Source organism: Thioalkalivibrio sp. ALM2T (genome assembly GCF_000381505.1).
Classification (GTDB): Bacteria; Pseudomonadota; Gammaproteobacteria; order Ectothiorhodospirales; family Ectothiorhodospiraceae; genus Thioalkalivibrio; species Thioalkalivibrio versutus.
The window spans coordinates 38998-64742 of record NZ_KB906563.1 but is presented as its reverse complement, the minus strand read 5'-3'; the positions used below and the strand labels follow the sequence as shown (position 1 = coordinate 64742).

The 25745-nt window shown below is 66.9% G+C and carries 22 protein-coding genes and 1 riboswitch; of the genes, 7 read left to right on the top strand and 15 right to left on the bottom strand.

What is annotated here, in order from left to right:
• Positions 1 to 102: 102 nt before the first annotated feature.
• The 11 genes from F816_RS0109260 to gshB form a co-directional block, all read right to left on the bottom strand.
• A complete protein-coding gene (locus F816_RS0109260) occupies positions 103 to 1011 on the bottom strand; it encodes a dihydroorotate dehydrogenase electron transfer subunit (RefSeq protein ID WP_019594498.1) in 909 nt (302 codons plus the stop codon).
• Positions 1008 to 2300: a dihydroorotase gene (locus F816_RS0109255; protein ID WP_019594497.1), complete on the bottom strand. Its 1293-nt coding sequence runs from the start codon at positions 2298 to 2300 to the stop codon at positions 1008 to 1010. Before F816_RS0109255 ends, F816_RS0109260 begins: the two co-directional genes overlap by 4 nt.
• Complete coding sequence (locus F816_RS0109250) at positions 2297 to 3310, bottom strand: aspartate carbamoyltransferase catalytic subunit (RefSeq protein WP_018145119.1); 1014 nt, start codon at positions 3308 to 3310, stop codon at positions 2297 to 2299. The genes F816_RS0109255 and F816_RS0109250 overlap by 4 nt, the downstream gene beginning before the upstream one ends.
• A 19-nt stretch (positions 3311 to 3329) precedes the next feature.
• On the bottom strand, positions 3330 to 3851 hold the full coding sequence (pyrR, locus tag F816_RS0109245) for a bifunctional pyr operon transcriptional regulator/uracil phosphoribosyltransferase PyrR (RefSeq protein ID WP_019594496.1): 522 nt from the start codon (positions 3849 to 3851) through the stop codon (positions 3330 to 3332).
• The gene (ruvX, locus tag F816_RS0109240) at positions 3848 to 4243 is read right to left on the bottom strand and encodes a Holliday junction resolvase RuvX (RefSeq protein WP_019594495.1); all 396 of its coding nucleotides are present in this window, start codon (positions 4241 to 4243) and stop codon (positions 3848 to 3850) included. Before ruvX ends, pyrR begins: the two co-directional genes overlap by 4 nt.
• 2 nt (positions 4244 to 4245) lie before the next feature.
• Positions 4246 to 4824 (bottom strand): YqgE/AlgH family protein, encoded by a 579-nt coding sequence (locus F816_RS0109235; protein WP_019594494.1) that lies wholly within the window; start codon positions 4822 to 4824, stop codon positions 4246 to 4248.
• A 91-nt stretch (positions 4825 to 4915) separates the two neighbouring features.
• The gene (locus F816_RS0109230; protein ID WP_019594493.1) at positions 4916 to 5788 is read right to left on the bottom strand and encodes an energy transducer TonB; all 873 of its coding nucleotides are present in this window, start codon (positions 5786 to 5788) and stop codon (positions 4916 to 4918) included.
• Positions 5789 to 5944: 156 nt separating this feature from the next.
• Positions 5945 to 6493, bottom strand: a complete 549-nt coding sequence (locus tag F816_RS0109225) for a Gx transporter family protein (protein WP_019594492.1) — start codon at positions 6491 to 6493, stop codon at positions 5945 to 5947.
• 10 nt (positions 6494 to 6503) lie between these two features.
• Positions 6504 to 6878, bottom strand: coding sequence for a NusG domain II-containing protein (locus F816_RS0109220; RefSeq protein ID WP_019594491.1), 375 nt, complete (start codon positions 6876 to 6878; stop codon positions 6504 to 6506).
• Positions 6875 to 7912: an FAD:protein FMN transferase gene (locus F816_RS0109215; RefSeq protein WP_019594490.1), complete on the bottom strand. Its 1038-nt coding sequence runs from the start codon at positions 7910 to 7912 to the stop codon at positions 6875 to 6877. Before F816_RS0109215 ends, F816_RS0109220 begins: the two co-directional genes overlap by 4 nt.
• Positions 7913 to 7917: 5 nt before the next feature.
• Entirely contained in the window at positions 7918 to 8880 is a 963-nt protein-coding gene (gene gshB / locus F816_RS0109210; protein WP_019594489.1) for a glutathione synthase, read from the bottom strand.
• A gap of 171 nt (positions 8881 to 9051) precedes the next feature.
• Between gshB and pilG the strand changes: the two genes are divergently transcribed.
• The 6 genes from pilG to F816_RS0109180 are packed head-to-tail and all read left to right on the top strand — an operon-like array spanning position 9052 to position 18844.
• On the top strand, positions 9052 to 9468 hold the full coding sequence (gene pilG / locus F816_RS0109205; protein ID WP_018175663.1) for a twitching motility response regulator PilG: 417 nt from the start codon (positions 9052 to 9054) through the stop codon (positions 9466 to 9468).
• A 45-nt stretch (positions 9469 to 9513) separates the two neighbouring features.
• Positions 9514 to 9879 carry a PleD family two-component system response regulator gene (locus F816_RS0109200; protein ID WP_018145129.1) on the top strand — a complete coding sequence of 122 codons (366 nt, stop codon included), beginning with the start codon at positions 9514 to 9516 and terminating at the stop codon, positions 9877 to 9879.
• Entirely contained in the window at positions 9876 to 10454 is a 579-nt protein-coding gene (locus F816_RS0109195; protein ID WP_019594488.1) for a chemotaxis protein CheW, read from the top strand. The genes F816_RS0109200 and F816_RS0109195 overlap by 4 nt, the downstream gene beginning before the upstream one ends.
• Before the next feature lie 39 nt (positions 10455 to 10493).
• Positions 10494 to 12581 (top strand): methyl-accepting chemotaxis protein, encoded by a 2088-nt coding sequence (locus F816_RS0109190; RefSeq protein WP_026333216.1) that lies wholly within the window; start codon positions 10494 to 10496, stop codon positions 12579 to 12581.
• Positions 12582 to 12596: 15 nt separating this feature from the next.
• Positions 12597 to 18356 carry an Hpt domain-containing protein gene (locus tag F816_RS0109185; RefSeq protein WP_019594486.1) on the top strand — a complete coding sequence of 1920 codons (5760 nt, stop codon included), beginning with the start codon at positions 12597 to 12599 and terminating at the stop codon, positions 18354 to 18356.
• Positions 18353 to 18844: a hypothetical protein gene (locus tag F816_RS0109180; RefSeq protein ID WP_019594485.1), complete on the top strand. Its 492-nt coding sequence runs from the start codon at positions 18353 to 18355 to the stop codon at positions 18842 to 18844. Before F816_RS0109185 ends, F816_RS0109180 begins: the two co-directional genes overlap by 4 nt.
• A gap of 55 nt (positions 18845 to 18899) precedes the next feature.
• Here the strand turns inward: F816_RS0109180 and F816_RS0109175 are convergent, their stop codons facing one another.
• From F816_RS0109175 to metK, 4 genes are all read right to left on the bottom strand, one after another.
• Positions 18900 to 19646, bottom strand: a complete 747-nt coding sequence (locus F816_RS0109175) for a 16S rRNA (uracil(1498)-N(3))-methyltransferase (RefSeq protein WP_019594484.1) — start codon at positions 19644 to 19646, stop codon at positions 18900 to 18902.
• A 6-nt stretch (positions 19647 to 19652) separates the two neighbouring features.
• The gene (gene metF / locus F816_RS0109170) at positions 19653 to 20507 is read right to left on the bottom strand and encodes a methylenetetrahydrofolate reductase [NAD(P)H] (RefSeq protein ID WP_019594483.1); all 855 of its coding nucleotides are present in this window, start codon (positions 20505 to 20507) and stop codon (positions 19653 to 19655) included.
• Between the two features lie 95 nt (positions 20508 to 20602).
• A complete protein-coding gene (gene ahcY / locus F816_RS0109165; protein WP_019594482.1) occupies positions 20603 to 22015 on the bottom strand; it encodes an adenosylhomocysteinase in 1413 nt (470 codons plus the stop codon).
• Between the two features lie 19 nt (positions 22016 to 22034).
• A riboswitch (S-adenosyl-L-homocysteine riboswitch) is annotated at positions 22035 to 22115 on the bottom strand.
• Positions 22116 to 22147: 32 nt separating this feature from the next.
• A complete protein-coding gene (metK, locus tag F816_RS0109160) occupies positions 22148 to 23320 on the bottom strand; it encodes a methionine adenosyltransferase (RefSeq protein WP_019594481.1) in 1173 nt (390 codons plus the stop codon).
• A 406-nt stretch (positions 23321 to 23726) separates the two neighbouring features.
• Here metK and tkt point away from each other — a divergent pair, with 406 nt between their 5' ends.
• Entirely contained in the window at positions 23727 to 25727 is a 2001-nt protein-coding gene (gene tkt / locus F816_RS0109155; RefSeq protein ID WP_026333215.1) for a transketolase, read from the top strand.
• The last annotated feature ends 18 nt before the right edge of the window (positions 25728 to 25745 follow it).

Here is a 25745-nt window from a genome sequence, read left to right as displayed (position 1 = left end):
ACGCAAAAGCGACTCGAGCGCGAACGCGTGATTCCATCAGCGTCTCCCTAGGAGCCTGCTCGCAGGCGAAGCCCCTGCCAAAGCCGGTTCCGGGGTTTTGCCTCAGGCGCTCGTCGGCTCCGGGAACACATCGGCGGCCGCGAACACCGGACCGTCCACACAGACCCGTTTCATCGCCACCCCATTTGGAGTGCGCACCGGGACCGTGCACCCGGCACAGCCGCCTACCGCGCAGGCCATGAACTCCTCCAGCGATACCTGGCAGGGGAGATCGAACTCCGCCGCCAGTTCGGCGCAGGCGGCGAGCATCGGATGGGGGCCGCAGGCGAAGATTTCCACTTGCGCGCGTTCCTCCGGTGCGAGTCCGGCGAGCCACGCGCGCCCCAGGTCCGTGACGAAACCGTCATAGGCGCCCGGCAACCCGGCCTTGGAGGTCAGGCGGCAGGCGACCCCCCAGTCTTCCAGTAGCGGCAGGGTCGCGATGGCCCCGTCCGGTAGGCCCGACCAGAGGATCTCCGACGGGCGGGCATGAAAGGGAAACGGCACCTCGGAGCCCAGCACCGCATGGGTTTTCCCCGCCTCGCCCTGAAGATGCAGGCGGTGGGCGAGGAAGATCATCGGCGGGATGCCGACCCCGCCCCCCAGCAGCAGGCGCCTCGGACGTTCCGGATTCAGGCGAAACGGCTGGCCAATCGGGCCCAGTACGCTGAGGGTATCGCCCTTTGCCTGCTGCGACAGGGCGCGCGTGCCGTCACCGACCACCTTGTAGAGGAACTCCACCCAGCCGGCCTCGCGGTCCACGCGCTGGATCGATAGCGGGCGGCGCATCAGCAGGCGCGGGGCGCATTGCAGATGGGCAAACTGCCCGGGCTGTGCCGCGCGGGCGCACTCGGGCGCAAGGACACGAAGGATCCACTGGTCCGCACCGGCGTCATGGTGGTCCAGGATGCGGCCTTCCTCCTGGAAGATCGTGCCTCGGTGCTTCCGGTCGGCGGTTTGGGTCGTGCTCATGCGGTGTCCTCGGCGGGGCGGGTCCAGACCGGGCGTCCGGCGACCCAGGTCTCGCGGACCTGTCCGGCGAAGGTCCAGTTGAAGAAGGGCGTGTTGTGGCCTGCGCTCAGCCAGTCTTTGCGGCGGACCTCGTGCATTGCGGCCGGGTCCCACAGCACGAAGTCGGCGCGCGCGCCCGCGCTCAGGCGTCCCTGGGCAAAGCCGAGGATATCGGCCGGCCCGGTGGTGACCCGGGCCAGTGCGTCGTGCAGGCTTAGCAGTCCGTCCTCGACCAGGCGCAGCGTCAGCGGCAGCAGGGTCTCCAGCGCCGAGATGCCGGGTTCGGTACTGGCGAATGGGCCCAGCTTGCCATCCGGTTCATGTGGCTGGTGGTCGGAGCAGATCGCGCTGATGTCGCCGCGCGCGACGGCCGCGCGCAGGCCGTCGCGGTCGCGCTGGCCGCGCAGTGGCGGGATCACGTGGCAGTTCGGGTCGTATTCGGCGACGTCGACCTCGGTCAGGAACAGCTGGTGGGCGGCCACGTCTGCGCTCACCGGCAGACCGTCGGCACGTGCCTTGGCGATCATCTCCGCGCCGCGGCGGGTCGACAGCCGGGCCACGTGGACCCGCGCCCCGGTCTGCTCCACCAGCGCCAGGATGGCGCCCAGCGCCGCGGTCTCGGCGGCCTCGGGGATGCCGGCCAGCCCCAGGCGGGTGGAGACTGCGCCCTCGTGCATGCAACCGGAGCCGGTGAGGGCCGGGTCCTGCGCCGAGAGCACGATGGTCAGCCCAAAGGTGGTGGCATATTCCAGTGCCCGGCGCAGAACCAGCAGGCTGGCCAGTGGTTTGCTTGCGTTGCTGACTCCGCGTGCGCCGGCCTGCATCAGGGCGGCCATCTCGGCCAGCTGCTGCCCCTCCAGCTGATGGGTCAGTGCGCCGAGCACGTACACGCGTACGCCGCAGGCCTGGCGGGCGCGGCGATTGATCAGCTCGATCTCGGCGGGCGAGTCGATCGGTGGCTCGGTATCCGGCGGGACGACCACGCTGGTAATGCCGCCGCGGGCCGCGGCCAGGGTCTCGCTGGCGACGGTGGCCTTGTGTTCCTGGCCCGGTTCGCGCAGGCGCGCGGCCAGGTCGATTAGACCGGGGATCAGCCACAGCCCGCTGCCGTCGATGCGCCGGCGGGGCTCGAAGCCGTCCGGGATCTGGCCGCGGGCGAGGATCTCGCTGCCCTGCACGCATAGCGCGCCGACCGCGTCGAAGCCGTCCACCGGATCAAGGATGCGGGCGTTCTCGATCAGTACGCTCATGCCTGGTGGGCCCCCATGACCATGGACATCACCGCCATGCGTACCGAGATCCCGTAGGTCACCTGTTCGAGGATCACCGAGTGCGGTCCGTCGGCCACGGCGGATTCGATCTCCACCCCGCGGTTGGCGGGTCCGGGGTGCATGACCAGGCAGGTGGGGTGCGCCAGTTGCAGCCGCCGCGAGGTCAGGCCGAACAGTTGGTAGTACTCGTGTTCGGAGGGCAGGTGGGCGTGTTCCATGCGCTCGCGCTGCAGGCGCAGCATGATGATCACGTCGACGTCTTTCAGGCCGGCGTCGAGGTCGTTGTAGACGTGTACGCCCAGCTGGTCGACATCCGCCGGCAGCAGCGAGCAGGGCGCGACCACGCGGACCTCGCCGGTCTGCAGGATGTTCAGCGCGTGGATCTGCGAGCGCGCGACCCGCGAATGCAGGATGTCGCCGACGATCGCGACCTTGAGTTTGGTGAAGTCGCCCTTGTGGCGACGGATGGTGAACATGTCCAGCAGCGCCTGGGTCGGGTGCGCATGGCGCCCGTCCCCAGCGTTCAGCACGCTGATCCCCGGGGCTACGTGGCGAGCGATGAAATGGGCGGCCCCGCTCTCCTCGTGGCGCACGACGAACATGTCGACATTCATCGCCTCGATGTTGCGCAGGGTGTCCAGCAGGCTTTCGCCCTTTACCGCCGAAGAGGTGTTGATGTTCACGTTCAATACATCGGCGGACAGGCGCTTGGCGGCCAGCTCGAAGGTGGTGCGGGTGCGGGTGCTGGCCTCGAAGAACAGGTTGACGATGGTCTTGCCGCGCAGCAGCGGGACCTTCTTCACCGCCTTCTCGTTCATGTTGGCGAATGATTCGGCGGTGTCCAGGATCTCGGTCAGGAGCTCGCGGTTCAGCCCTTCGATGGTCAGCATGTGGCGCAGCTGGCCGTCATCGGTCAGCTGCAGGCGGTTGGGCAGCGGGCCCGGTTCGGGCAGCCGCGCGCCGGGGTGGGCGATCTGGGTCTCGGTCATCCGTTGTGCATCCGGCGGGTCAGGCCTTCAGGTCCTCGGGATCGATCGTCACCCGTTCCAGGCGTAGTGGCTCGGGGCCGCGCAGCTTGATCTGTTCGGCCTTGCCGAGCTCCATGTGGGCGCCGACGATCGCCGCCGCGATCGGCAGCTCGCGACCGTCGCGTTCGACCAGCACCGCGAGGGTCACCGAGGCCGGACGGCCATAGTCGAACAGCTCGTTCAGCGCCGCACGGATGGTGCGGCCGGAGTACAGGACGTCATCCACCAGCAGCACGTGTTCCCCGTCGAGATCTTCCGGCAGTTCCGACGGGCGCACCTGCGGGTGCATGCCGATGCGCGAGAAGTCGTCGCGGTAGAAGCTGATGTCCAGCTTGCCCAATGGGCGCTCCACCCCAAGGCGTTCGCGCAGGTGCTCCGCGATCCAGACGCCGCCGGAATGGATGCCGACCACGATGGGTGCGGCGATCCCGTGGGTTTTCAGGTAGTGGCGGGCCTGCTCGGCCATGTCGTCGAGCAGGGTCGGGACGTCCGGTGTCGTCATGATGCATTCTCCAGAAACCAGCCTTCGAGGATGACCGCGGCGGCGTGGGCGTCCAGCCCCGGGTCATTGCGTCCCGGCCGGCGTCGCTCGCGGGCCAGATGAGATGTCAGGTGCTCGTCGCACCAGTATACCGGTTGCCCGTAGCGCTCTTCGAGCGTGCGGGCAAAGGCGCGGATACGTCGGGCCAGCGGTGTGGGCTTGCCATCGGCCTGGGTTGGCCATCCGACCACGAATCCTTCCGGGCCCCATTCCGCGACCAGGGTGTCAATCGCGGGCCACAGATCGGGCGCATCGCTGGTGAGCGTGCGCAGGCCGCGCGCTGAGCCCATGATCTCCTCGCCCACCGCGACCCCGATGCGGCGCCGCCCGTAGTCGAAGGCCAGCAGTCCCACCGTCAGGCGTGGCCGGAGGCCGGGCTGATCAGGTTGACGTCGATGCCGATGAGTTCGGCGGCGGCGCGCCAGCGCTCGGCGCTGGGGCGATCAAACAGGATGTCGGCGTCGGCGCGGGCGGTGAGCCAGGCGTTCTCGGCCAGTTCGCTTTCCAGCTGGCCGGGGCCCCAGCCGGCATGGCCGAGCGTGATCAGGATCCTGCGGGGCCCCTGGCCCGCGTTGATCGCCTCGAGGATATCGCGCGAGGTGGTCAGCACGATGGAGTCGGTGATGGGCTGGCTGCCGCGCCAGGTCTGCTCGGCGGAGTGCAGAACGAAACCGTGTTCCGGCTGCACCGGGCCGCCGCGATAGACCGGCATCTCCGGCAGATCCTCGCCGGGTTCCAGCTCCACATGCTCCAGCAATTCGCGCAGCGAGAACTCGGTGGGCTGATTGATGACCAGGCCCAGCGCACCTTGTTCGTCGTGATCGCAGATATAGGTGACCGCATGGCTGAAATAGCCATCGTTCAGGCTCGGCATGGCGATCAGGAAGTGATCGCGCAGGCAGTCGGGCTCGTGACGGGCGGGCGTCGGCTTCATGCCACCAGTATCGATGCTGACTCTGCAGGTCGCAAGGAAGGCCGGGGCGGTTTTTCCGATCCCGTGTGCGCCGCCGTTAATTGGTGTCTCCCTAGCGGATCTGTTCCATCTGGTCGCGGCGGAAGGCCCAGGTGCGGGTAATCACCAGTTCGTCGTATTCCTCGCGCATTGCCTCGGTGAACGGCGCGTACGGGGCCGCCAGTTCCACGATGCGGATGGCGGCCTGGTCCAGGACCGGCTCGCCCGAGCTGCGGGCGACCTCGATGTTGATCAGTTCGCCCTCCGGGTTCAGGCGGACCGACAGGACCAGGGTCCCGGAGAGGCCGCGGCGACGCGCCTCGTCCGGATAGTTCACGTTACCCAGGCGTTCCACCTTGTTGATCCAGGCCTGCAGATAGGCGGCTTCGGGGGCGCTGCGCGCGGCCAGGCTGTCCAGATAGCGGGTGCGGCTGGCGCGGGTGGAGAATGTCTGGCGCTCTTCCGCCGGTGCCGCCCGCGCGCTCTCCAGGCCGCGATTCATCAGCGTCGCGGCGGAGGGTCGGTCCTCGGCATCGGGGGCTTCCAGCGGCTCGGGGTCGGCGACCTCGGGCGGCGCGGCACGCTCGTCCGGGGTGTCGGCGGCGATTTGTTCCGGTTCCGGCTCGGGTTCCGGCTGCGCCGGGTCCATGATCAGCGGGCCGGCCTCCGGCAACGGTGCGTCGAGGCCCTCCGGCTCGGGCTCGCCGACGCCGGCATCCTCCGCATCCGGCGCCTGCGCCTCGCGGATCTCCTCGCCTTCACCGCTCGCGGCCTGGTCGCGGGTGGCGATGTGCTCGACCTCGGCGTCCAGTTCTGGCGGCGGGGCATCGGGGTCGGTGACCCAGGTGATGTCCAGGGGCTCGCGGGTGGGTGCCTCGATCGGATCGACCGCGAAGCCGATCCCCAGGATGATCAGCGCGTGCGCGACCACCGCGAGGAAGATCATGGTCCCCAGGTGGTCCTGTACGCGGGGCGCCTCCGGCGGGGGCGTGCCGGCTGGCGGTCCGGCGAGGGCGTTCGAGGCGGTATTCGCTGTCACGTCCCCTCCGGCCCACGGCGGGCGCACACGGCCCCGGGGCCCGTGGGGCGGGCCGGGCTGGCGCTAATGATTGGGCGTGGGGTTGTGGACATGGCGCTGGATTCGCGGGTCGGCGAGTACGTGGGCGGTCAGTATACCGGTCAGTCCGCCGGTGATCAGAGCGGCGAGCAACAGTGGCGGCAGCACCAGCGGCAGGTTGGGGTGCGGGATGATGATTGCCCAGGCGAGCAGAAACTGCCCGGTGATGTGAGCCATCGCGGCAGCGATGGCCAGGCCCACCGGGCCGACATGCCGGGTGGCGAAGGGGCGCAGGGCGGCCAGCAGGGCGAGGCTCGCCAGGGCGCCGGCCAGCGACAGCCAGAACGCCGGGCTCAGCAAGGTCCCCAGCAGCAGGCTGCTGCCGACTACCCGGATCAGGGTGACCGCGACGGCCGCGCGCCAGCCGAGGACCAGCAGGGTGATCAGGGTGACGATGTTGGCCAACCCTGGCTTGATGCCCGGGACCGGGCTGGGGATGGCGGCCTCGAGGATCTGGATCCCGATGGCCATGGCGGCCAGCGCGGCGATCGCCTGGTCGCGGGTGTCGGTCCCGGCATGCGGATCGCCGGTCATCGTGGGCACATCAGTAATGCAGGCTGTCGAAGCCCGGTTCCGTGCCGAGGACCTGGAGGGTCAGCCGGTTGGGCAGGCTCACGGCGATCTCGCCGTGGGCCTGCAGCCAGCCGCTGGCCTCGCAGATGTTCTGGCGCCCGGGGGAGTCGGCGCAGCGGGCCCGGCCAGGTTCGATCTCGATGTGGGTGATCCCGGCCGGACCGTGGATCTCGAGGACCCGGGCCCGGTCCAGTGGTTCGTGCTGCGGGGTGGCCCCAGCCTGACTGATGACCAGTACCCGGGCATCTCCCGAAGGGCTGTAGGCCAAAACGAAGGCCGCGACTACGACCCCCGCAGCCAGAGCTCCGATCAGGGTATCGCCCCAGCGCAGCAGCCTGTGGTTCACGGCAGTTCGCGTACCACGAACGGCTCCCGGTCGGGGCCGAGTTGCACGCGATCGGCGAGCGCTGGCGTGGCCTCGATGCGGTCGTCCAGTACCACCAGGGCCTGCTCGATGCCCATCTTGCGGGCGTACTCCAGCCACTCGTCGGGCCCGGCGATCATTAGCGTGGTGGCGGCGGCGTCGGCCAGCGCCGGGTCGTGGTGGAGCACCGTGGCGCTGTCGATTCCCTGGCTCGGGCGGCCGCTGCGCGGGTCGATGACGTGGTGGATGCGCTCGCCTTCCCACTCGTAGCCGCGCTCGTAGTCGCCGGAGGTGAACAGGGCCTCGCCGGCGTCCAGTTCAATGCTGCCGAGCACGCCGCCATGTGGATGACGGATGCCGACCCGCCAGGGCCGTTCGCTGGGGCGGCCCAGGGTCATCAGGTCGCCGCCGGCGTTGAAGATCGCGGCCTCGACGCCGTGATCCGCCAGTAGTTCCAGCACGCGTTCTACCGCCAGGCCCTTGGCCAGCCCGCCGAAGTCGAGCTGCAGGTCCGGATGCATTCCGCGCAGGCGCACGCCGTTGCGTTCGATGTCCTGCATGCGGGGCGGGTCGTCCAGCAGCTCGGCCAGGGTGGCCTCGTCCGGGGGTGGGCCGTCGGGTTCGTCCTGATGGAAGCCCCAGGCGGCGACCAGCTTGCCCAGTGCGGGGTTGAACAGCCCGTCGCTCAACGCCTCCATCTCGCGACCGTGCTCGATCAGCGGCAGCACCGAGGGTGGGGCGCTGAACTCGCCCTGCAGGGCGAGTAGCTCGTTGGTGCGCCCGAGCGACCCGGGTTCCCATGCATGCCAGGAGGTATGCAGGATTTCCAGTTCCTCCTGAACCGCGATTCCGATCGCCTCCACGTCGTATTCGCCGGCCGGGTAAAGGCTGAGATCCACCAGCGTGCCGAAGGCGTAGAAACCAAGCTGTTCCGTATCCGGTTCCTCGCGGCCGCAGGCGGCCAGGAGGGCGGCCGCGAGCAGCAGGGGCAGGGTTCGAGTCAATACGGAGCGCATGCCGCTCATCCTTCGATCGGGCGAGTGAGGTAGTCGATGTACTGGCCGGCCAGGTCGTCTCCGCCTGCCGCGTCCAGTTCGCGGACACCGGTGGGGCTGGTGACGTTGATCTCGGTCAGGGAGTCCCCGATCACGTCGATGCCGACGAAGTCCAGCCCGCGGGCCTTCAGCTCCGGGGCGATCTCGTGGCAGATCCAGCGATCGCGTTCGGTCAGGGGCACGGCCTCGCCCCGGCCGCCGGCGGCCAGGTTGGCGCGGCTTTCGCCCGCGGCCGGGATGCGTGCCAGGGCGTGGTCGTAGGGCTCGCCGCCGATCAGGATGATGCGCTTGTCCCCGGCGCTGAACTCCGGCAGGAAGCGCTGCGCGACCACGCTGCGCTGGTCGAACTCGGTGATGGTCTCGAGGATTACCGAGGTGTTCGGGTCGCCCTCGCGGACACGGAATACCGAGGCCCCGCCCATGCCGTCCAGCGGCTTGACCACGATGTCTCCCTGCGCCTCGAGGAAGGCGCGGATCCGGCCCCGGTCGCGGGTAATCACGGTGGGTGGGCAACACTGCGGGAAGTGGACGGTAAAGGCCTTCTCGTTGACGTCGCGCAGGGCTTGCGGGCGGTTCGATACCCGTACGCCGTCGCGCTCGGCGAGCTCGAGGGCGTAGGTCGCGTAGATGTACTCCAGATCGAACGGCGGGTCCTTGCGCATCAGCAGCAGGTCGAAGCGCGCCGCCGGACCTGTGACGGGTTCGCCCAGGGTGAAGAAGTTCTCGCGCCGGTCGTGCACTTCGATCGGGCGGCTCCGGGCCGCCGCCCGGCCCGCCTCGATCCACAGGTCGGCCGGCTCCAGGTAGTGGAGACGATGGCCGCGGGCCTGTGCTGCCAGCATCATGGCGAAGGTGGTGTCCTTCCACGGTTTGATACCCGTGATCGGGTCCATCAGGATGGCGATGTTCTGGGCCACGTTGCCTCGCACGAACGGGATGTTCCGGGGAGTATGCCATGCCCGCCGGGGCCGTCGGTGACCCCGCAAGCTGGATCAGCGCCGCGCGCGTTGCGGCCCCCGGTATGCAATATCATTGTGTGCTGTTTGTCACAGAGCCCCGGTTCCGCTAGATTCGGGGCGAAATGACCTCAGGGGGAAAAGGTGTCTAACGCGCTTGCCGAAGCGGACTCGGCCACCGAGTTTCAGGGGCTCAAGGTCATGGTGATCGATGATAGCAAGACCATTCGGCGTACCGCCGAATCCTTGCTGCAGAAGCACGGGGCCGAAGTCATCACTGCCGTGGACGGCTTCGAGGCGCTGTCCAAGGTCGCGCAGTCGCGCCCGGACATTATCTTCATCGACGTCATGATGCCGCGCCTGGATGGCTACCAGACCTGCGCACTGATCAAGAACAACAGGGAATTCCGTGCCACGCCGATCATCATGCTGTCGAGCAAGGACAGCGTGTTCGACAAGGCGAAGGGGCGCGTTGTGGGGTCGGAGGACTACCTCACCAAGCCGTTTACCCGGGATGACCTCCTGGGCGCCATGCGCCGATACGCCAGTCCTGCGGCGTGATGCACAGCGTCGCCACTGCACACTAACCAAGGAAAGACGAACCCCATGGCCCGCATTCTGATCGTTGACGATTCGCCGACCGAAATCCATGTCCTGCGCACGATGCTCGAGAAAAACGGGCACTCGGTGACCACCGCCGAAAGTGGCGAGGATGGGGTGGCCGCCGCCAAGTCGCAGGTGCCGGATCTGGTCCTGATGGATGTAGTGATGCCGGGCCTCAATGGCTTCCAGGCCACGCGTCAGCTTTCCCAGGCGGATGAAACCGCGCACGTCCCGGTGGTTGTGGTCAGCACCAAGGATCAGGCCACCGACCGGGTCTGGGCGATGCGTCAGGGGGCTCGCGACTACATCACCAAGCCAGTGGTCGAGAAGGACCTGCTGGCCACCATCGGGAAATATCTGTCGGCATGAAGACCGACCTGTCCTCGCCGTTTGCGCTGATTGCGAGCCTTGATCGTGAAGGGCGTCGCGTCAATCGCGAATTGCGGCGGGACATCGGGACCGGCTGGCGCGGCGTCCTGTTGCGGGTTGGCGATTTCCGCTTCCTGGTCGATATGGACTCGATTGCGGAGGTCGCCGACCCGATGGCGCTGACCCGCGTGCCGCTGGCGGATTCCGCCGTGCTCGGCGTGGGCAATCTGCGGGGTCTGGTGCTGCCGGTCTTCGACATGGGCAGGCTGCTCCTGGACCGGCCATTGCCGGACGACGCGACCGGGCAGCGCATCGTGGTGGCGCCTCAGGGCCAGGGCATGGCCGGGCTTCTAGTCAGCCAGGTCGAGGGGATGCGTCGTTGCATCCCCTCTCAGCGGCGCCTGGAGGTCTCGGTACCCGAGGCCGTCCGACCCTTTATTACTGGCGGATTCGATCTCGGGCACCGGTTGCACCCGGTGCTGGATCTGGACCTGCTACTCAATGACAACAATCGCTTTACCGGCACGGGCTTGGCCGGTGCATCCAATAGCGAACAGTCCGCAGCTCCCGTCTGATGACGGGGTTCGCGGTGCTGCGACAGGGAGTATGAACTGATGGGATCGAGTCGTCGCGCACGTAACTTCGTCCTCGGGGGCTTGCTGGTGCTGGCCCTGATCGCGACAGGCGGGGCCTTTACCTACCACGAGTACGAGCAGAGTCAGTACCGTGACCGGATCGCGCTGGCCAATGACTTGCGTCTGTTGTCGCAGCGTCTCGCCACCAGCTCGCTGGAGGCGGCAGCCGGCTCCGAGCAGGGATTCCGCGATCTGCAGTCCCTGCGCGATGACTTCGAGGCCCGCCTGGATCGAATCCGCCAGGGGGGTGACGGCCTGCAGCCACTTCCGGAACCCTTGCAAGAGGATATCGCCGCGGTGGATCGCGAATGGTCGGCGTACCGGGGCAACATCAACACCGTCATCCTCGGGCGTTCGGATATCCAGTTGATCACGGAATTTTCCGATGCGGTGGCCGCGTTTTCGCCGGAGCTCTCGCGCCTGTCCGACGATGTCGTGCGGCGCATGACCCGGATCGGCGAGCCGCCGGAGCAGGTCTATGTGGCCGCGCGCCAGACCATGCTGATTCAGCGTATTGCCAACAGCCTGGGTCGCGTGCTCCAGGGGGGCGCCGAGGCGGCCCCGGCGATCGAGCGCTTCGAGCGTGATGCAACGTTGTACGGCCGCGTGCTGGACGGCCTGATCGAGGGATTCGCCCCGCTGGGGGTCGAACCGGTCGATGACCCGCAAGCGCGTGCCTTGCTGATGGAGATCGCCACGCTGTTCGTCGCCTTTAGCGAGGCGGTGGAAGGCGTTCTGGATACCTCCACCCAGGTGTTCGAGGTCAATGCGGCGGCCTCCAATGTCGAGGCCAGCAGTGGTGCGATGCTGGAGACCACCGGTGACTTCGAAAACGCCATCACCGTTGAGGCCGAACGCGCGGGCGTGATCGCGCTCATCGGGTTCGGCTTCGGTGGCCTCGCGCTGCTGCTGCTGATCGCGATGGGTCTGTTCCTCTACCGCGATACCAAGCGCGAGCTGGCCGAGACCGAGGCGCAGAACGAACGCAACCAGCAGGCAATCCTGCGTCTGCTCGATGAAATGATGAACCTTGCGGATGGTGACCTCACGGTCAACGCGACGGTGACCGAGGACTTCACCGGGGCCATCGCGGACTCGATGAACTACGCGATCGAGAACCTGCGCACCCTGGTCGCGACGATCAACACGGTAGCGGCCGATATCAGCGAATCCTCGGCTTCCACGCGGTCCCAGGTGCTGGGGCTGGCCGAGAAGTCGGAAGAACAGGCCCGCGAGATCCAGCGCGCGGACGACGCGATCGAGGAGGTGTCGGGCTCGGTCGACAAGGTCGCCCGGGATGCCGAACAGTCGGCCTCCGTGGCACGTAACTCGGTGGAGATTGCAGCCCGCGGGGCGGGCACCGTGCGCCGTTCCATCGAGGGCATGGACAATATCCGCGAACAAATCCAGGAGACGGCGAAACGGATCAAGCGCCTGGGTGAATCGTCGCAGGAGATCGGCGACATCATCGGCCTGATTAACGACATCGCGGAACAGACCAACGTGCTCGCACTGAATGCCGCGATCCAGGCCTCCGCCGCGGGCGAGGCCGGGCGAGGCTTCGCGGTGGTGGCCGACGAGGTCCAGCGCCTTGCGGAGCGTTCCTCCAGTGCAACCCGTCAGGTGGAGGGACTGGTCAAGGCCATCCAGGCGGATACCAGCGAGGCCGTGAGTTCCATGGAGCAGAGTACCTCCAACGTGGTGCAGGGGGCCGAACTGGCCCAGGCCGCGGGCGAGGCGCTGTCCGAGATCGAGCAGGTCTCCAGTGATCTGGCGGATCTGATCGACGGGATCTCCTCGTCGGCGCGCAAGCAGTCCGAGATGGCGCAGGATGTGACCTCCATCATGGCCCAGATCCGCGAGATTACCTCCGAGACCACGCAGGGGACCCAGTCCACCGCGGCGGCGATCGGCGACCTGGCCCAGCTCTCGGCCCAGCTGCAGTCCTCGGTATCGGACTTCAAGCTGCCGGAGCCGGGCGGCACCACCGAACGCGTCGATGCTGCGATCGAGGGGGAGCCGGCTTCCGCCCCCGATCCGACCTCTTCCGACGAACAACGAGCCTGACGGCGGACGCGGCCGATGGCATCCAGCGCACTGAACTGGGTCCGCGACGAGCTCGACAAGCTGTTTGTCGAGGTCCAGGACGCGTTGCGACGGTACTCCGACGATCCGGGCTGTAGCGATTGTCTGGCCGAGGCGCGCAGTCGTGTCGAGCAGATCCGCAACACCCTGGTCATGGTCCAGGTCGACAGTGTGGTCCTGATCTGCGACGAGATGTTGCAGGTCCTGGGGCAGATCGAACGCGCTGACGAGCCGAATGTGGCCGCCACCGAGCCGTTGCTGCGGGCCGCCCTGCAGCTGCCCGACTACCTCGAGAACGAGGGCGATGGCGAATTGCCGTCGCCCATGATCCTTGTCCCTCTGCTGAATGAGTTGCGCACCAGTCGCGGCGCTTCGTTACTGCTGGATGTCGCGGCATTGATGCCGGACCCGCAGACAGTGGACGACGAGCGTGTAGGCTCGGGTGGCGATGTGCTCGACCCGGCATCTCGCGTCCCGCTGCTGCAACAGGCGCGTCGGCGCTTTCAGCGCGATCTGCTGGAATTGGTGCGCGGCGAAGATGCGACCGAACCGGCTGCCCGAATGCAGGCGACCGCCCGCGTGGTGGAGGAGGCCGTTCCGGCGGGCGAGGCCCGGCGCTTGTTCTGGGTCGCCGGTGCGATGCTCGAGGCGGTCGCCGAGGGCGGTGTCGAAGCCGATACCGACGTGCGCCGACTGGTCGGGCGGGTCGATCGCGAACTCGGACGCTATCTGAATGCCTTGTCGGCCCATGTGGAGGCCGGCAATGCCGGATCGGAACCGGAATACGAGGCATCGCCCGACCTGATCAAGACCCTGCTGTTCCACGTTGCCTGTGCGACCTCCGAGGGCGAACAGATCCTCGCCGTGCGCGAGGTATTCGGGCTCGACCGGTTGAGCCTCGTGGAAGGCGGTACCGGGGTGGGCCGTTCGGTCTACGACAACCTGCGCCAGGCCCTGGAAGACGACCTTGCCGAGGTCCGCGAGCGGCTGGATGTCCTGATGCGGTCACAGGTGCGGGGTGTCGACGACCTCGAGAGCCTGCGCGGGCAGGTCGAGCGTATTGGCTCGACACTCAGTCTTCTCGGGCTGGATGCCGGACAGGACCACACCGACGCCCTGATGGCATCGCTCACTCCCGAGCGCGCGGGCGCGGCGGATGAACAGGTCGACATGGTGCTGGCGGAGCACCTGCTGGCGCTGGAGTCCCTGCTGGAATCGGGTCTGCGCCGCAAGAGCGCCAGCCCCACGCCCCAGGCCGAATTCGATCGTGCGCTGGCGGCGGCCGTCTACAAGGAGGCCCTGGTGGATGTGCGCCGGGTCCGCGACATCTTCCTCGGATTCCTTGATGCCGGCGCGGACGCCTCTGGCGATGGACTCGACGAGGCCCGCGAGGGGCTGCGCCGGATCGAGGGCGCGATGTCGATGTCCGGCTTCGAGGCCCTGCACGCCCTGCTGGGCCCGCTGATCCGTCATCTCGATTCCCGCGCCGGCATGGCAGCGGCCGAACTCGACGAAGGCGAGATCGAGGCCCTTGCCGAGGTCCTTAGCAGTATCGAGGTCGCCCTGGAGTCTTCCGGACAGCCCTGGCGTGAACTGGACAGCGTCCACGAACGCGGGATTGCGGCCCTGCAACGCATTGGTGCGGTCTCCGGCGGCGGCGATGTCGCCGCCGTCCGTCTGGCTGCGGCCCCGGATGCGCCGGCGGCAGACACCGGGGCTGAAGTGGACCCCGCCGGCCTCGCCGAACCTCCGGTTTTCGATCTCGGCACATCCGGCGACGAACCTGGCGAAGAGCCATTGGACACGCTCGCCGCCGATGCCGATGCCGATGCCGCCGCCGCCGCCGATGCCGATGCCGATGCCGATGCCGATGCCGATGCCGATGCCGCGCCTGTCGTGCAGCCGGCGAGCCCGCTGCCCGCGGCCGGTCGCGATTCATTGCCTTTCGACGACACCGTGCTGGCGGAGCAGGTCCGCGGTCCCGACGTCGACCTGGAAATCCTGGAAATCTTCCTCGAGGAGGCGGACGAGGAGGTAGCCAGTCTGGGCGAACACTTCCCGCGCTGGCAGGCCAACCCGGCCGATCTCGACAGCCTCGCGGTCATTCGCCGTTCCTTCCACACGCTGAAAGGGTCGGGCCGGTTGGCCGGCGCCTTGCGCCTGGGCGAATTCGCCTGGGCCGTGGAGTCGTTCCTCAACCGCCAGCTGGATTCCGGCCAGGAGGCGGACCACGCCACGTTGCAGGTCATTGAGGACGGCATCGGCGTCCTGCCCGGGCTGGTGGCGGAGGTGCGTGACGATACCGGGCCGGTTACGCCGGTTCTGGACATTGCCCTGCGCCTGCGGGCGCTGGCCGCCGGCGAGCCGGAACCCGACGAGGCCGAGGCGGAAGACGACGAGCCGGCTGTGCGCGCTGCACCGCCGGGTGCGGACGCGGAGTTCGAGGCCCTGGCGCGTACCCTCGACGAACTGGACGCACCGGATTCGCTCGCAGGCGCCGAGACGACGGCCCCCGACCAAGACGAGGCGGCCGACGAGCTCCTGCAGGAGCCGGGCGCCTTTGTGCCCGATCTGCCGCCGGATGCCCTTGCAGCGGCGACCGACGAAACGGAATCTGCCGAGTCCGAGTACGGCGGAACCCTGGATTCGCCGTGGGAGACGGAAGAGCCGCCGGCGGCTGAGCGGTCTGCTGAACCGCTGGATCTCGACGCCCTGGAGCTTCCCGCCGATGCCTTCGAGGTGACCGAAGAGGCGCTGACCGAGGGCGACACGGTGGCCCCGGATGTTGGGGTCGAGGTCGGGGAGGATTCCGGTGCCGTCGAGGATGGTGCCCTCGAAGGCCCTGTCGACGGAGAGGCCGAGGCTGAAGAGCCGGAACTCCCGGCCGAGCCCGTGGCCGCTCGCATGGACACGGATCCCCAGCTGTGGCAAGTGTTTGCCGCCGAGGCGCAGGTCCATCTGCTCGCGCTGCGTGGCTGGCTGGACGAGTCCCAGTGGCGCCCGGATAGGGTCCCGAACCATGACCTGGAGCGGGCGCTGCATACCCTGAACGGCAGCGCCCGGACGGCCGATATCCGTGGCATTTATTCGGTGTGCGGACCGTTCGAACGGCTGATCCGGATCCATCGCGACATGGAATGGGCACTACCGTCGCAGGCCATCGAGTTGTTGCGGCAGCTGGAGACGTATGTCGCCGATGCAGTCGGCGACGAGGCGCCGGACCCGCTCAAGGTCCTGGATCCGCCGCCCTGGGCCCCGGAGGTCTATGCCCTGCTGGATACCGCGACCGCGGAACAGCTGCTGCGGACTGAAGATGATGCCAGCGAGGAAGAGTCGCCCGACTTCGACGACCTCGATGTCGCCGAGTCGGCCGCAGAGTCGGAACCGGAATCGGAGATCGACTGGGAGTTTGCCGAGGTCTTCATCGAGGAGGCGCGCGATATCCTCGAGTCTGCGTTCACGGCCCTGAATGGCTGGCGCGAGACTGGGGGGCGCCCCGGGCCCGATCAGAATGCCTTCCAGCGCGAAGTGCACACCCTGAAGGGCAGCGCCCGCATGGCCGGTTTCACCGTGGTCGGAGCCATTGCGCACGCCCTGGAAAGTGCATTGAGCGTGGAGACCGAGACCGGTCTGGAGCCGCGCGACGGCTTCTTCCAGCTTGCCGAACGGGCCTTGAGCGACGTACAGCGCCTGGTCGAGCGCGGGGTCGGGGCCTGGCAGATGGATGAATCGGCCAGCGAATCGCTGCCCGCGCTGCGCGCCTGGGCCGGGGGTGAAGCGGACGCCGAATCGACCGACGCGGAGCCCGAGGCGGATACGTTTGAGAGCGACGACTCCGAAGCCGAAGCCACCTCCGGGAAGGATCTGGAGGTCGAGGAGGCCCGAGCGGAGACGGACCGGCGCAGCCACGAGACGCCGGAGACCGAGGGTCGGCGGATCCAGGACCAGGTGCGCATGGATGCCGAGGTCCTCGACAGCCTGGTGAACAATGCCGGCGAGCTGGCGACCTTCCATCGCCGCTTCGAACAGACGGTTGGGCGGGTCGAGAGCCAGGTCGACGAACTGGAGCGCACCATCGCCCGTCTGCGCGACCAGCTGCGCAAGCTCGAGATCGAAACCGAGACCCAGATCCTGTTCCGGGTGGAGGAGGAGAGTGGCGAGGACGCCCTCGACTTCGATCCGCTGGAAATGGACCGCTATTCCGGCATCCAGCAGCTGTCCCGCGCGCTCGCCGAGAGTGTCAGTGACCTCGAGGCCTTGAAGCAGGAAGTCGGTGATGAGTTGCAGAATGCCGGGGGCATCCTTCTGCAACAGCGGCGCGTCGGGACCGATCTGCAGGACCAGTTGATGCGTCAGCGCATGGTGCGTTTCGCGCGCATGGCGCCGCGGCTACGGCGGGTGGTGCGCCAGGCGGGCGAGGATCTGGGCAAACAGGTCCGCGTCGAGTTCACCGGCCAGGGGGCCGAGCTGGACCGTGCCCTGCTAGAACGCCTGGTGTCGCCGTTGGAGCACCTGCTGCGCAATGCCATTGCGCACGGCATCGAAGGCGCTGCCGAACGGGAACAGGCACACAAGCCGGCGCAGGGCCAGATCGATGTCAGTCTGGAGCAGTCCGGCAGCGAGATCCGCTTGCAGGTCACGGATGACGGTCGGGGCATCGATGCCGAGGCGATCCGGGCGCGCGCGGCGGAGCGCGGGCTCATCGCGGCGGATGCCGAGGTCACGGATGCCCAGGCCCTGCAGCTCATCCTGCAGTCCGGTTTCTCCACCGCCGCCGAGGTCTCGCAGGTGGCGGGGCGCGGCGTTGGCCTGGACGTGGTGAACAGCGACGTGAAACAGCTGGGCGGCACGCTGGAGATCCAGTCGACGCCAGGCAAGGGCTCGCGTTTCACCATGCGCCTGCCATTTACCCTGGCGATCTCGCAGGCCTTGCTGGTGCAGGTGGGCGAAGAAACCTTTGCGGTCCCGATGGCCTCGGTGGAGGGCGTGGTTCGCGCGCGTTCCGAAGAGATCGATCGCCGGGACGACGAGGCAATCTACAACTACATCGGTCAGGACTACGCAGTGCGCGGGCTCGGTGACTTGATGGGTGTGGAGAGTCAGGCGGGCGTCGAACACTTGCCGGACCATCCGTTCCCGTTGTTGCTCGTGCGCGCCGATGATCAGCGTATCGCGTTGCGCATTGACGGCCTGCTGGGTAGTCAGGAGGTTGTGGTGAAGTCGGTGGGCCCGGTCCTCAGTCGTATCCCGGGTGTGGCCGGTGCCACCCTCCAGGGCGATGGTTCGGTCATGCTGATTCTTGATCTGAGCATGTTGGTGCGGTTTGCCTCCGCGACGGCGTCCCTGGCGGAGGCGCCGCAGGCTGTTGTCGAGACGGCGAGCGCGAAACGGATCATGGTGGTGGATGACTCGATTACCATTCGCAAGGTCACCGCGCGCCTGCTGACGCGCCACGGCTACGACGTGGTCACGGCTCGCGATGGTCTCGATGCGGTGGGCCTGCTGGACGAGCGGCGCCCGCAGCTGATCCTGCTGGACGTGGAGATGCCGCGCATGGACGGCTTCGAGTTCGCCGCCCACGTGCGCGATCATCCGGACTTCGGGCGGGTGCCCATCATCATGATCACCTCGCGCAGCGGGACCAAGCACCGCGAGCGAGCCAACCGTCTCGGGGTCAACGGTTATCTCGGGAAACCGTATCTGGAGAATGACCTGCTGAACGCGATCCGCGAGCAACTCGAAGGGATACCGGCATGAGCGAGGAAGCACAGGGTCAGGCCGTCGAGGCGGTGATCGTTCAGCTGGATAGCGGCTCCATCCTGCTCCCGCGCAGCGCCTTTCTCGAGGTGACCACCCGCGCCGGGGCCGTCCAGCAGGAATCCGAGCATTCGGATGTCCCTTGGCTGCAGCCCAACCTGATCTGGCAGGACGTGCAGGTGCCGGTGATCAACGTGAACCAGTTGCTAGACCCGGGCCGCGACAGCGGCGAGGATCGCCGGCGGTTCACCCGCCTTCTGGTGATGCAGGCGGTGATGCAGCCGGATCACCTGCCGTTTTATGCCCTGGAGGTGCGCGGTACGCCACATCCGGTGCAGATCACTGCGCAGAATATCTACGCGCTGGAGGACGTCGACGCCACTCCGTGGTCCTGGCGGGTGAAGGCCTCGGGCGTGACGACTCACTTGCTTCGGCTGGATACCCTCGAGCAACGTCTGCTCGAGCTTGCGGAGACGCAGCCAGCCTGATCAGTGCGGCGGCGACCCCAGACGACACCACCGGAGCGGTTCCCGCCTGATGTGACTAGCCTCGAAGGTCCCCGAGGCGCGCCTGCACCAGGGTGATCAGGGCGATCGCCGCCGTCTCGGTGCGCAGGGTCCGCGGGCCCATGCCCACGCCCAGAAATCCGCCGGCCCGGGCCTGCTCGCGCTCCGCGGGTGTTAGCCCCCCTTCCGGTCCGATATACAGCGCCACTGCGCCGGGCGGGTGCCCGTGGGCGACCAGGCGCTCATCCAGCCCGGGCGCGCCTTCGTCGGCGAGCAGCCCAAGGCTGTCCGGGCATTCCGCGAGTGCGGCCGCGGGTGGGGCCGGTTGATGTAGCGCTGGCAGTTCATTGCGGCCGCATTGTTCCGCGGCGGCTTGCAGGATGCCCTGCCAGTGCCGCTGGCGCTTCTCCAGTCCCTTGTGGGCGGCGGCCGAACGCGAGCGCTCGCACAGCACCGGGCGGATGGACTGTGCGCCGAGCTCCACGGCCTTCTGAATGGCCAGGTCCATATGGTCGCCACGGGCCACGCCCTGCAACAGGTGGATCGGAAACACGGGATGGGTCGGGGCGGCGGCACGGTCGCCCAGATGGAAGGTGCCGTGGCGTCGGTCGGTGAGTTCGAGGGTCGCGTCGAATTCGTTGCCGAGGCCGTCGAAGACGCGGCAGGGGGCACCGCTTTTCAGACGCAGGACGGTGGTGGCGTAATGCAGCCGGTCCTGTGGGGCGGGGAGCGACTGCCCCGCGGCCAGTGCCTCGGATTCGAGCAGCAGCCGGGGGCAGCGCATGGCGGTCTACTTCCGGTTGTCGAGGTCCAGGGCCTTCCAGATCTGTTCGGTCGGTCCGGCCTGGTTCATCGAGTAGAAGTGGATCCCCGGCGCACCCTGTGCGAGCAGGTCGTCGGTCAGACGCGTGGCGACTTCGATGCCGAATTTGCGGATCGATTCCTTGTCGTCGCCATAGGCCTCCATCCGCTTGCGGATGTAGCGCGGGATCTCGGCGCCGCACATCTCGGAGAAGCGCACGATCTGGGTGTAGTTGGTGATCGGCATGATCCCGGCAATGATCGGGATGGTGATGCCCATCTTTTCCACCCGTTCCATGAAGGCTACGTAGGCATCCGTATTGTAGAAATACTGGGTGATCGCGGCGTCGGCGCCAGCGTCCACCTTGGTCTTGAAGTTCTCCAGGTCCTTCTCGGCGTTCGGGGCCTGCGGATGGAACTCCGGATAGGCCGCGACCTCGATCTTGAACTGGTCGCCGAACTCGGCGCGGACGAACTCCACCAGCTCGGAGGCATAACGGAAATCACCGCCGGAATGCTTGGTGCCGGACGGCAGGTCGCCGCGCAGCGCCACGATCCGCTTGACCCCGGAATCGCGGTAGGTCGACAGCAGGTCACGCAGCTCGTCCTTGGTCGACGAAATGCAGGAGACATGCGGGGCGGCGGGGATGCCGTCGTTGTCGATGATGTCCCGGACCGTCTCCAGGGTGCGATCGCGGGTGGACCCCCCGGCGCCAAAGGTGACGGAATAGAACTCGGGATTGAGTGAGCCCAGGCGCTTGCGAGCCTTGGCCAGGCGTTCGGCTCCGGCCTCGTCCTTGGGCGGGAAGAATTCAACGCTATAGACGCGTTCTTGTGCAGACATGTTTGTCCTCCAGACAAAAAGAAGGCGGGCCGCACGAACATGCGGCCCGCCTCGGCGTTCACATTAACAACGAATTGAAATGTGAGGCTGGCCGATCAGTAGCGGTAGTGTTCCGGCTTGAACGGGCCATCCGCCGACATACCAAGGTACGAGGCCTGCTCGTCGGTCAGACGGGTCAGGTTGGCACCCAGCTTGAACAGGTGCAGCTGCGCGACCTTCTCGTCCAGGTGCTTCGGCAGCACGAAGACGTTCTTGTCGTACTCGTCACCCTTGGTCCACAGCTCAATCTGAGCCAGGGTCTGGTTGGTGAAGGAGTTGGACATCACGAAGCTCGGATGACCGGTACCGCAGCCGAGGTTCACCAGGCGGCCTTCGGCCAGCATGATGATCCGGTTGCCGTTCGGCAGGATGATGTGGTCAACCTGCGGCTTGATGTTCTCCCACTCGTACTTGCGCATCGCGGCCACGGCGATCTCGGAGTCGAAGTGACCGATGTTGCAGACGATGGCCTGGTTCTTCATGCGGGTCATGTGATCTTCGGTGATCACATCCTTGTTACCGGTGGCGGTAACGAAGATCTCGGCCTTGTCGGCCGCGTCTTCCATCGTGACCACGCGGAAACCTTCCATGGCGGCCTGCAGGGCGCAGATCGGGTCGATCTCGGTGATCCACACGGTGGCACCCAGGCCGGCCAGCGACTGAGCGGCACCCTTGCCGACGTCACCGTAGCCGCAGACCACGGCGATCTTGCCGGCGATCATGACGTCGGTGGCGCGCTTGATGGAGTCCACGGTGGACTCGCGGCAGCCGTACAGGTTGTCGAACTTGGACTTGGTGACCGAGTCGTTGACGTTGATCGCCGGGAAGGCCAGTTCGCCGTCTTTCGCCATCTGGTACAGGCGATGGACACCGGTGGTGGTCTCTTCGGTCACGCCCTTGATCTTGGCGAGCTGCTCGGAGTACCAGGTCGGCTGCTTGGCGAGGCGATCCTTGATCGAGGCAAACAGGGCGACTTCTTCTTCGTTCTCCGGGTTGGAGATGACGGACTGGTCCTTCTCGGCCTTGGCGCCGATGTGCAGGAGCAGCGTGGCGTCACCGCCATCGTCCAGGATCATGTTGGCGCCGCCGTCGAATTCGAAGATGCGGTGGCAGTAGTCCCAGTACTCTTCCAGGGTTTCGCCCTTCACGGCGAAGACCGGGGTGCCGGCGTCGGCAATCGCGGCCGCGGCGTGGTCCTGGGTGGAGTAGATGTTGCAAGAGGCCCAGCGCACGTCGGCGCCCAGGGCTTCCAGGGTCTGGATCAGCACAGCCGTCTGGATGGTCATGTGCAGGGAGCCAGCGATCTTGGCGCCCTTCAGCGGCTTGGAGGCCGCGAACTCTTCGCGAGTCTGGACCAGGCCAGGCATTTCGGTTTCGGCAATCGCAATTTCCTTGCGGCCGAATTCGGCAAGGTTAATGTCCTTGACGACGTAATCGGTGGTCTTTTTGTCGTTCATCACAGCATTCATGGATCAACTTCTCCGTTTATCTGGATGAGCGCCGTGTTCATGTTTCAGGGTGCATCCGGCTGAGCCTGACGGTAAAACCGCTGCAGCGCTCCTCAGCCGGATGGGTATTTCTTTCAAGAAATGTCGGAGCTCTTAGAGGCCCGCCATCTTCTTAAGTTCCTCAGCCTTGTCGGTACGCTCCCAGGGGAGGTCGACGTCTTCGCGGCCGAAGTGACCGTAGGCGGCGGTCGCCTTATAGATCGGGCGCAGCAGATCCATCATCTGGACCAGGCCCCACGGACGCAGGTCAAACACTTCGCGGACGAAGCCTTCGATCTTGCGATCGTCGATCTTGCCGGTGCCGAAGGTATCGACAGTGATCGAGGTCGGCTCGGCCACGCCGATGGCGTAGGAGACCTGGATCTCGCACTTGTCGGCCAGGCCGGCGGCGACGATGTTCTTGGCGACATAGCGGCCGGCGTAGGCGGCGGAACGGTCCACCTTGGACGGGTCCTTGCCGGAGAACGCGCCACCACCGTGACGGGCCATGCCGCCGTAGGTGTCGACGATGATCTTGCGGCCGGTCAGGCCAGCGTCGCCCACCGGGCCACCGATCTCGAACTTCCCGGTCGGGTTGATGTGGAGCTTGTCGTCGGAGACCTGGCTCAGCCACTCGGCCGGCAGGACTTTCTTGAAGATCTCTTCGTAGATCGCTTCCTTCAGGTCCTTCTGCGAGATGTCCGGGCTGTGCTGGGTGGACAGCACGACCGCATCCAGACCGGCCGGCTTGCCATTTTCATAGCGCAGGGAGACCTGGCTCTTGGCGTCCGGACGCAGCCACGGCAGCTTGCCGCTCTTCATCAGCTCGGACTGGATGCGCACCATCTTGTGGGCGTAAAAGATCGGGGCGGGCATCAGGGTATCGGTTTCGCGGGCGGCGTAGCCGAACATCAGGCCCTGGTCGCCGGCGCCCTGGGTGGCGCGGTCGGAGACGTCGCGGTCCACGCCCTGGGCGATGTCGGGGGACTGCTCGCCCAGCACGTTCAGCACGGCGCAGGTCTTGCCGTCGAAGCCGACGTCGGAGTCGTTGTAGCCGATCTCGACGACGGTGTCGCGCACCAGGCGCTCGTAGTCGATCTGCGCGCTGGTGGTGATCTCGCCCAGCAGCATGACCATGCCGGTCTTGGTGGCGGTCTCGCAGGCGATACGTGCATGCGGGTCCTGCTCGATGATGGCGTCGACGATGGTGTCGGACACCAGGTCGGCCATCTTGTCGGGGTGACCGGCAGAGACAGATTCCGAAGTAAAGATATAGTCGTTGGACATTAAGCGTTCCTTTTGGGGTCGTTTCGATTTAGTTTTGCGCAAAACGACCTCTAGTGTAACGCGACTCGCAGGATTTTTCTAAGCCCCTCCCCCGCGATAGTCAGGGCAGCGGTGCCCCGGTCGGCGGCGAGGGCGCAGCGTGGCGCGGTTTGGGGCCGACTTGCCCCGCTGCTCGAAAGTGGCCAAAATGCACCGCCTTTGATGGGGAGTGCTGCCCGCCGCGCGTTCGCGTGGCCGAGTAAGGGCCCGCTCCCGCAGGCTGCTCGGGCCACCGCCGTGCGCTGGCGCGCCGGCCGGTACTGGTGAGCCCTCGTTCGGTCGACTCGTCCGGGTCTGCCGCCGCTGGCGCCTCGCGCCGCCGCCCGCCATCAGCCGAACCCAATACTACTTAGAGCAGGAGATCAGCATGCCGACCCGTAGAGAGCTTGCAAACGCCATCCGCGCCCTTTCGATGGACGCAGTTCAGAAGGCCAATTCCGGTCACCCGGGAGCGCCGATGGGGATGGCGGACATCGCCGAGGTGCTGTGGAACGACTACATGCAGCACAGCCCGGCGAACCCGAGCTGGCCGGATCGCGACCGCTTCGTGATGTCCAACGGTCACGGCTCCATGCTGGTCTACTCGCTGCTGCATCTGAGCGGCTACGACCTGCCGATGGACGAGATCAAGCAGTTCCGTCAGCTGCACTCCAAGACCCCGGGCCACCCGGAATACGGCTACACCGCCGGTGTCGAGACCACCACCGGTCCGCTCGGCCAGGGCATCTCCAACGCGGTCGGCATGGCGCTGGCCGAGAAGATGATGGCTGCCCACTTCAACCAGCCCGGTCACGACATCGTCGACCACAACACCTACGCCTTCCTCGGCGACGGCTGCATGATGGAAGGGATCTCCCACGAGACCTGCGCGCTGGCCGGCACCCTGGGCCTGGGCAAGCTGGTCGCGTTCTGGGATGACAATGGCATCTCCATCGACGGCGAGGTCGAGGGCTGGTTCACCGACGATACCCCGGCCCGTTTCGAGGCCTATGGCTGGCACGTCGTGCGCGGCGTGGATGGCCACGACGCCAACGCGGTCAAGGCCGCGATCGAAGAGGCGCGCCAGAACAGCGACAAGCCGAGCCTGATCTGCTGCAAGACCGTGATCGGCTTCGGTTCCCCGAACAAGAGCGGCAAGGAAGAGTGCCACGGCGCCGCCCTGGGCGACGACGAGGTCGCCCTGACCCGCAAGGAACTGGGCTGGGAGCACGGCCCGTTCGAGATCCCGGGCGACATCTACGAGGGCTGGAGCGCGAAGGACAAGGGTGCCAAGGCCGAGACCGAGTGGAAGGAACGCTTCGCCGCCTACAAGGCCGCGCATCCGGAGCTGGCCGCTGAGTTCGAGCGCCGGATTGCCGGTGATCTGCCGGCCGACTGGAGCGAGAAGGCCAACGCCTATATCAAGCAGACCATCGAGAAGGCCGAGAAGGTCGCCTCGCGCAAGGCCTCGCAGAACGCGATCGCCGGCATGGCCCCGGCCGTTCCGGAACTGCTGGGCGGTTCCGCCGACCTGGCCGGCTCCAACCTGACCATGTATGGCGGGTCCAAGGGCGTCACCCGTGACGACGCCGCCGGCAACTACGTGTTCTACGGCGTGCGCGAGTTCGGCATGGCCGCAATCATGAACGGCATCGCCCTGCACGGCGGGTTCATCCCGTACGGCGGTACCTTCCTGATCTTCTCCGACTATGCCCGTAACGGCATCCGCATGTCCGCGCTGATGAAGCAGCGCGTGATGTACGTGCTGACCCACGATTCCATCGGTCTCGGCGAAGACGGCCCGACCCACCAGCCCATCGAGCAGACCCCGAGCCTGCGTCTGATCCCGAACCTGAACGTCTGGCGCCCCTGCGATGCGGTCGAGACCGCCGTCGCCTGGAAGGCCGGCATCGAGCGTACCGACGGCCCGTCCGCGTTCATCCTGTCGCGTCAGGGCCTGCCGCACATGGAACGTGACGGCGAGCAGCTCGCCAACATCGCTCGCGGCGGTTACGTGCTGAAGGATTGCGACGGCACCCCGGACCTGATCTTCATTGCCACCGGTTCCGAGATTGAACTGGCCGTGCAGGCCGCCGACGTGCTGAGCGGCGAGGGCAAGAAGGTCCGCGTGGTCTCCATGCCCTGTGTCGAGCTGTTCGACCAGCAGGATCCGGCCTACCGCGAGGCCGTGCTGCCGAAGGCCGTGCGCGCCCGTGTCGCCATCGAGGCCGGCGCGACCACGACCTGGCACAAGTTCACCGGCCTCGACGGCGCGGTGTTTGGCCTGGATCGCTTCGGCGAATCCGCCCCGGGTGGTGCCCTGCTCGATTACTTCGGTTTCAAGCCGGAGAACGTCGCCCAGGTCGCGCGTGACGTGATGAACGGCTGAGCCCGAATCGATTTCGCT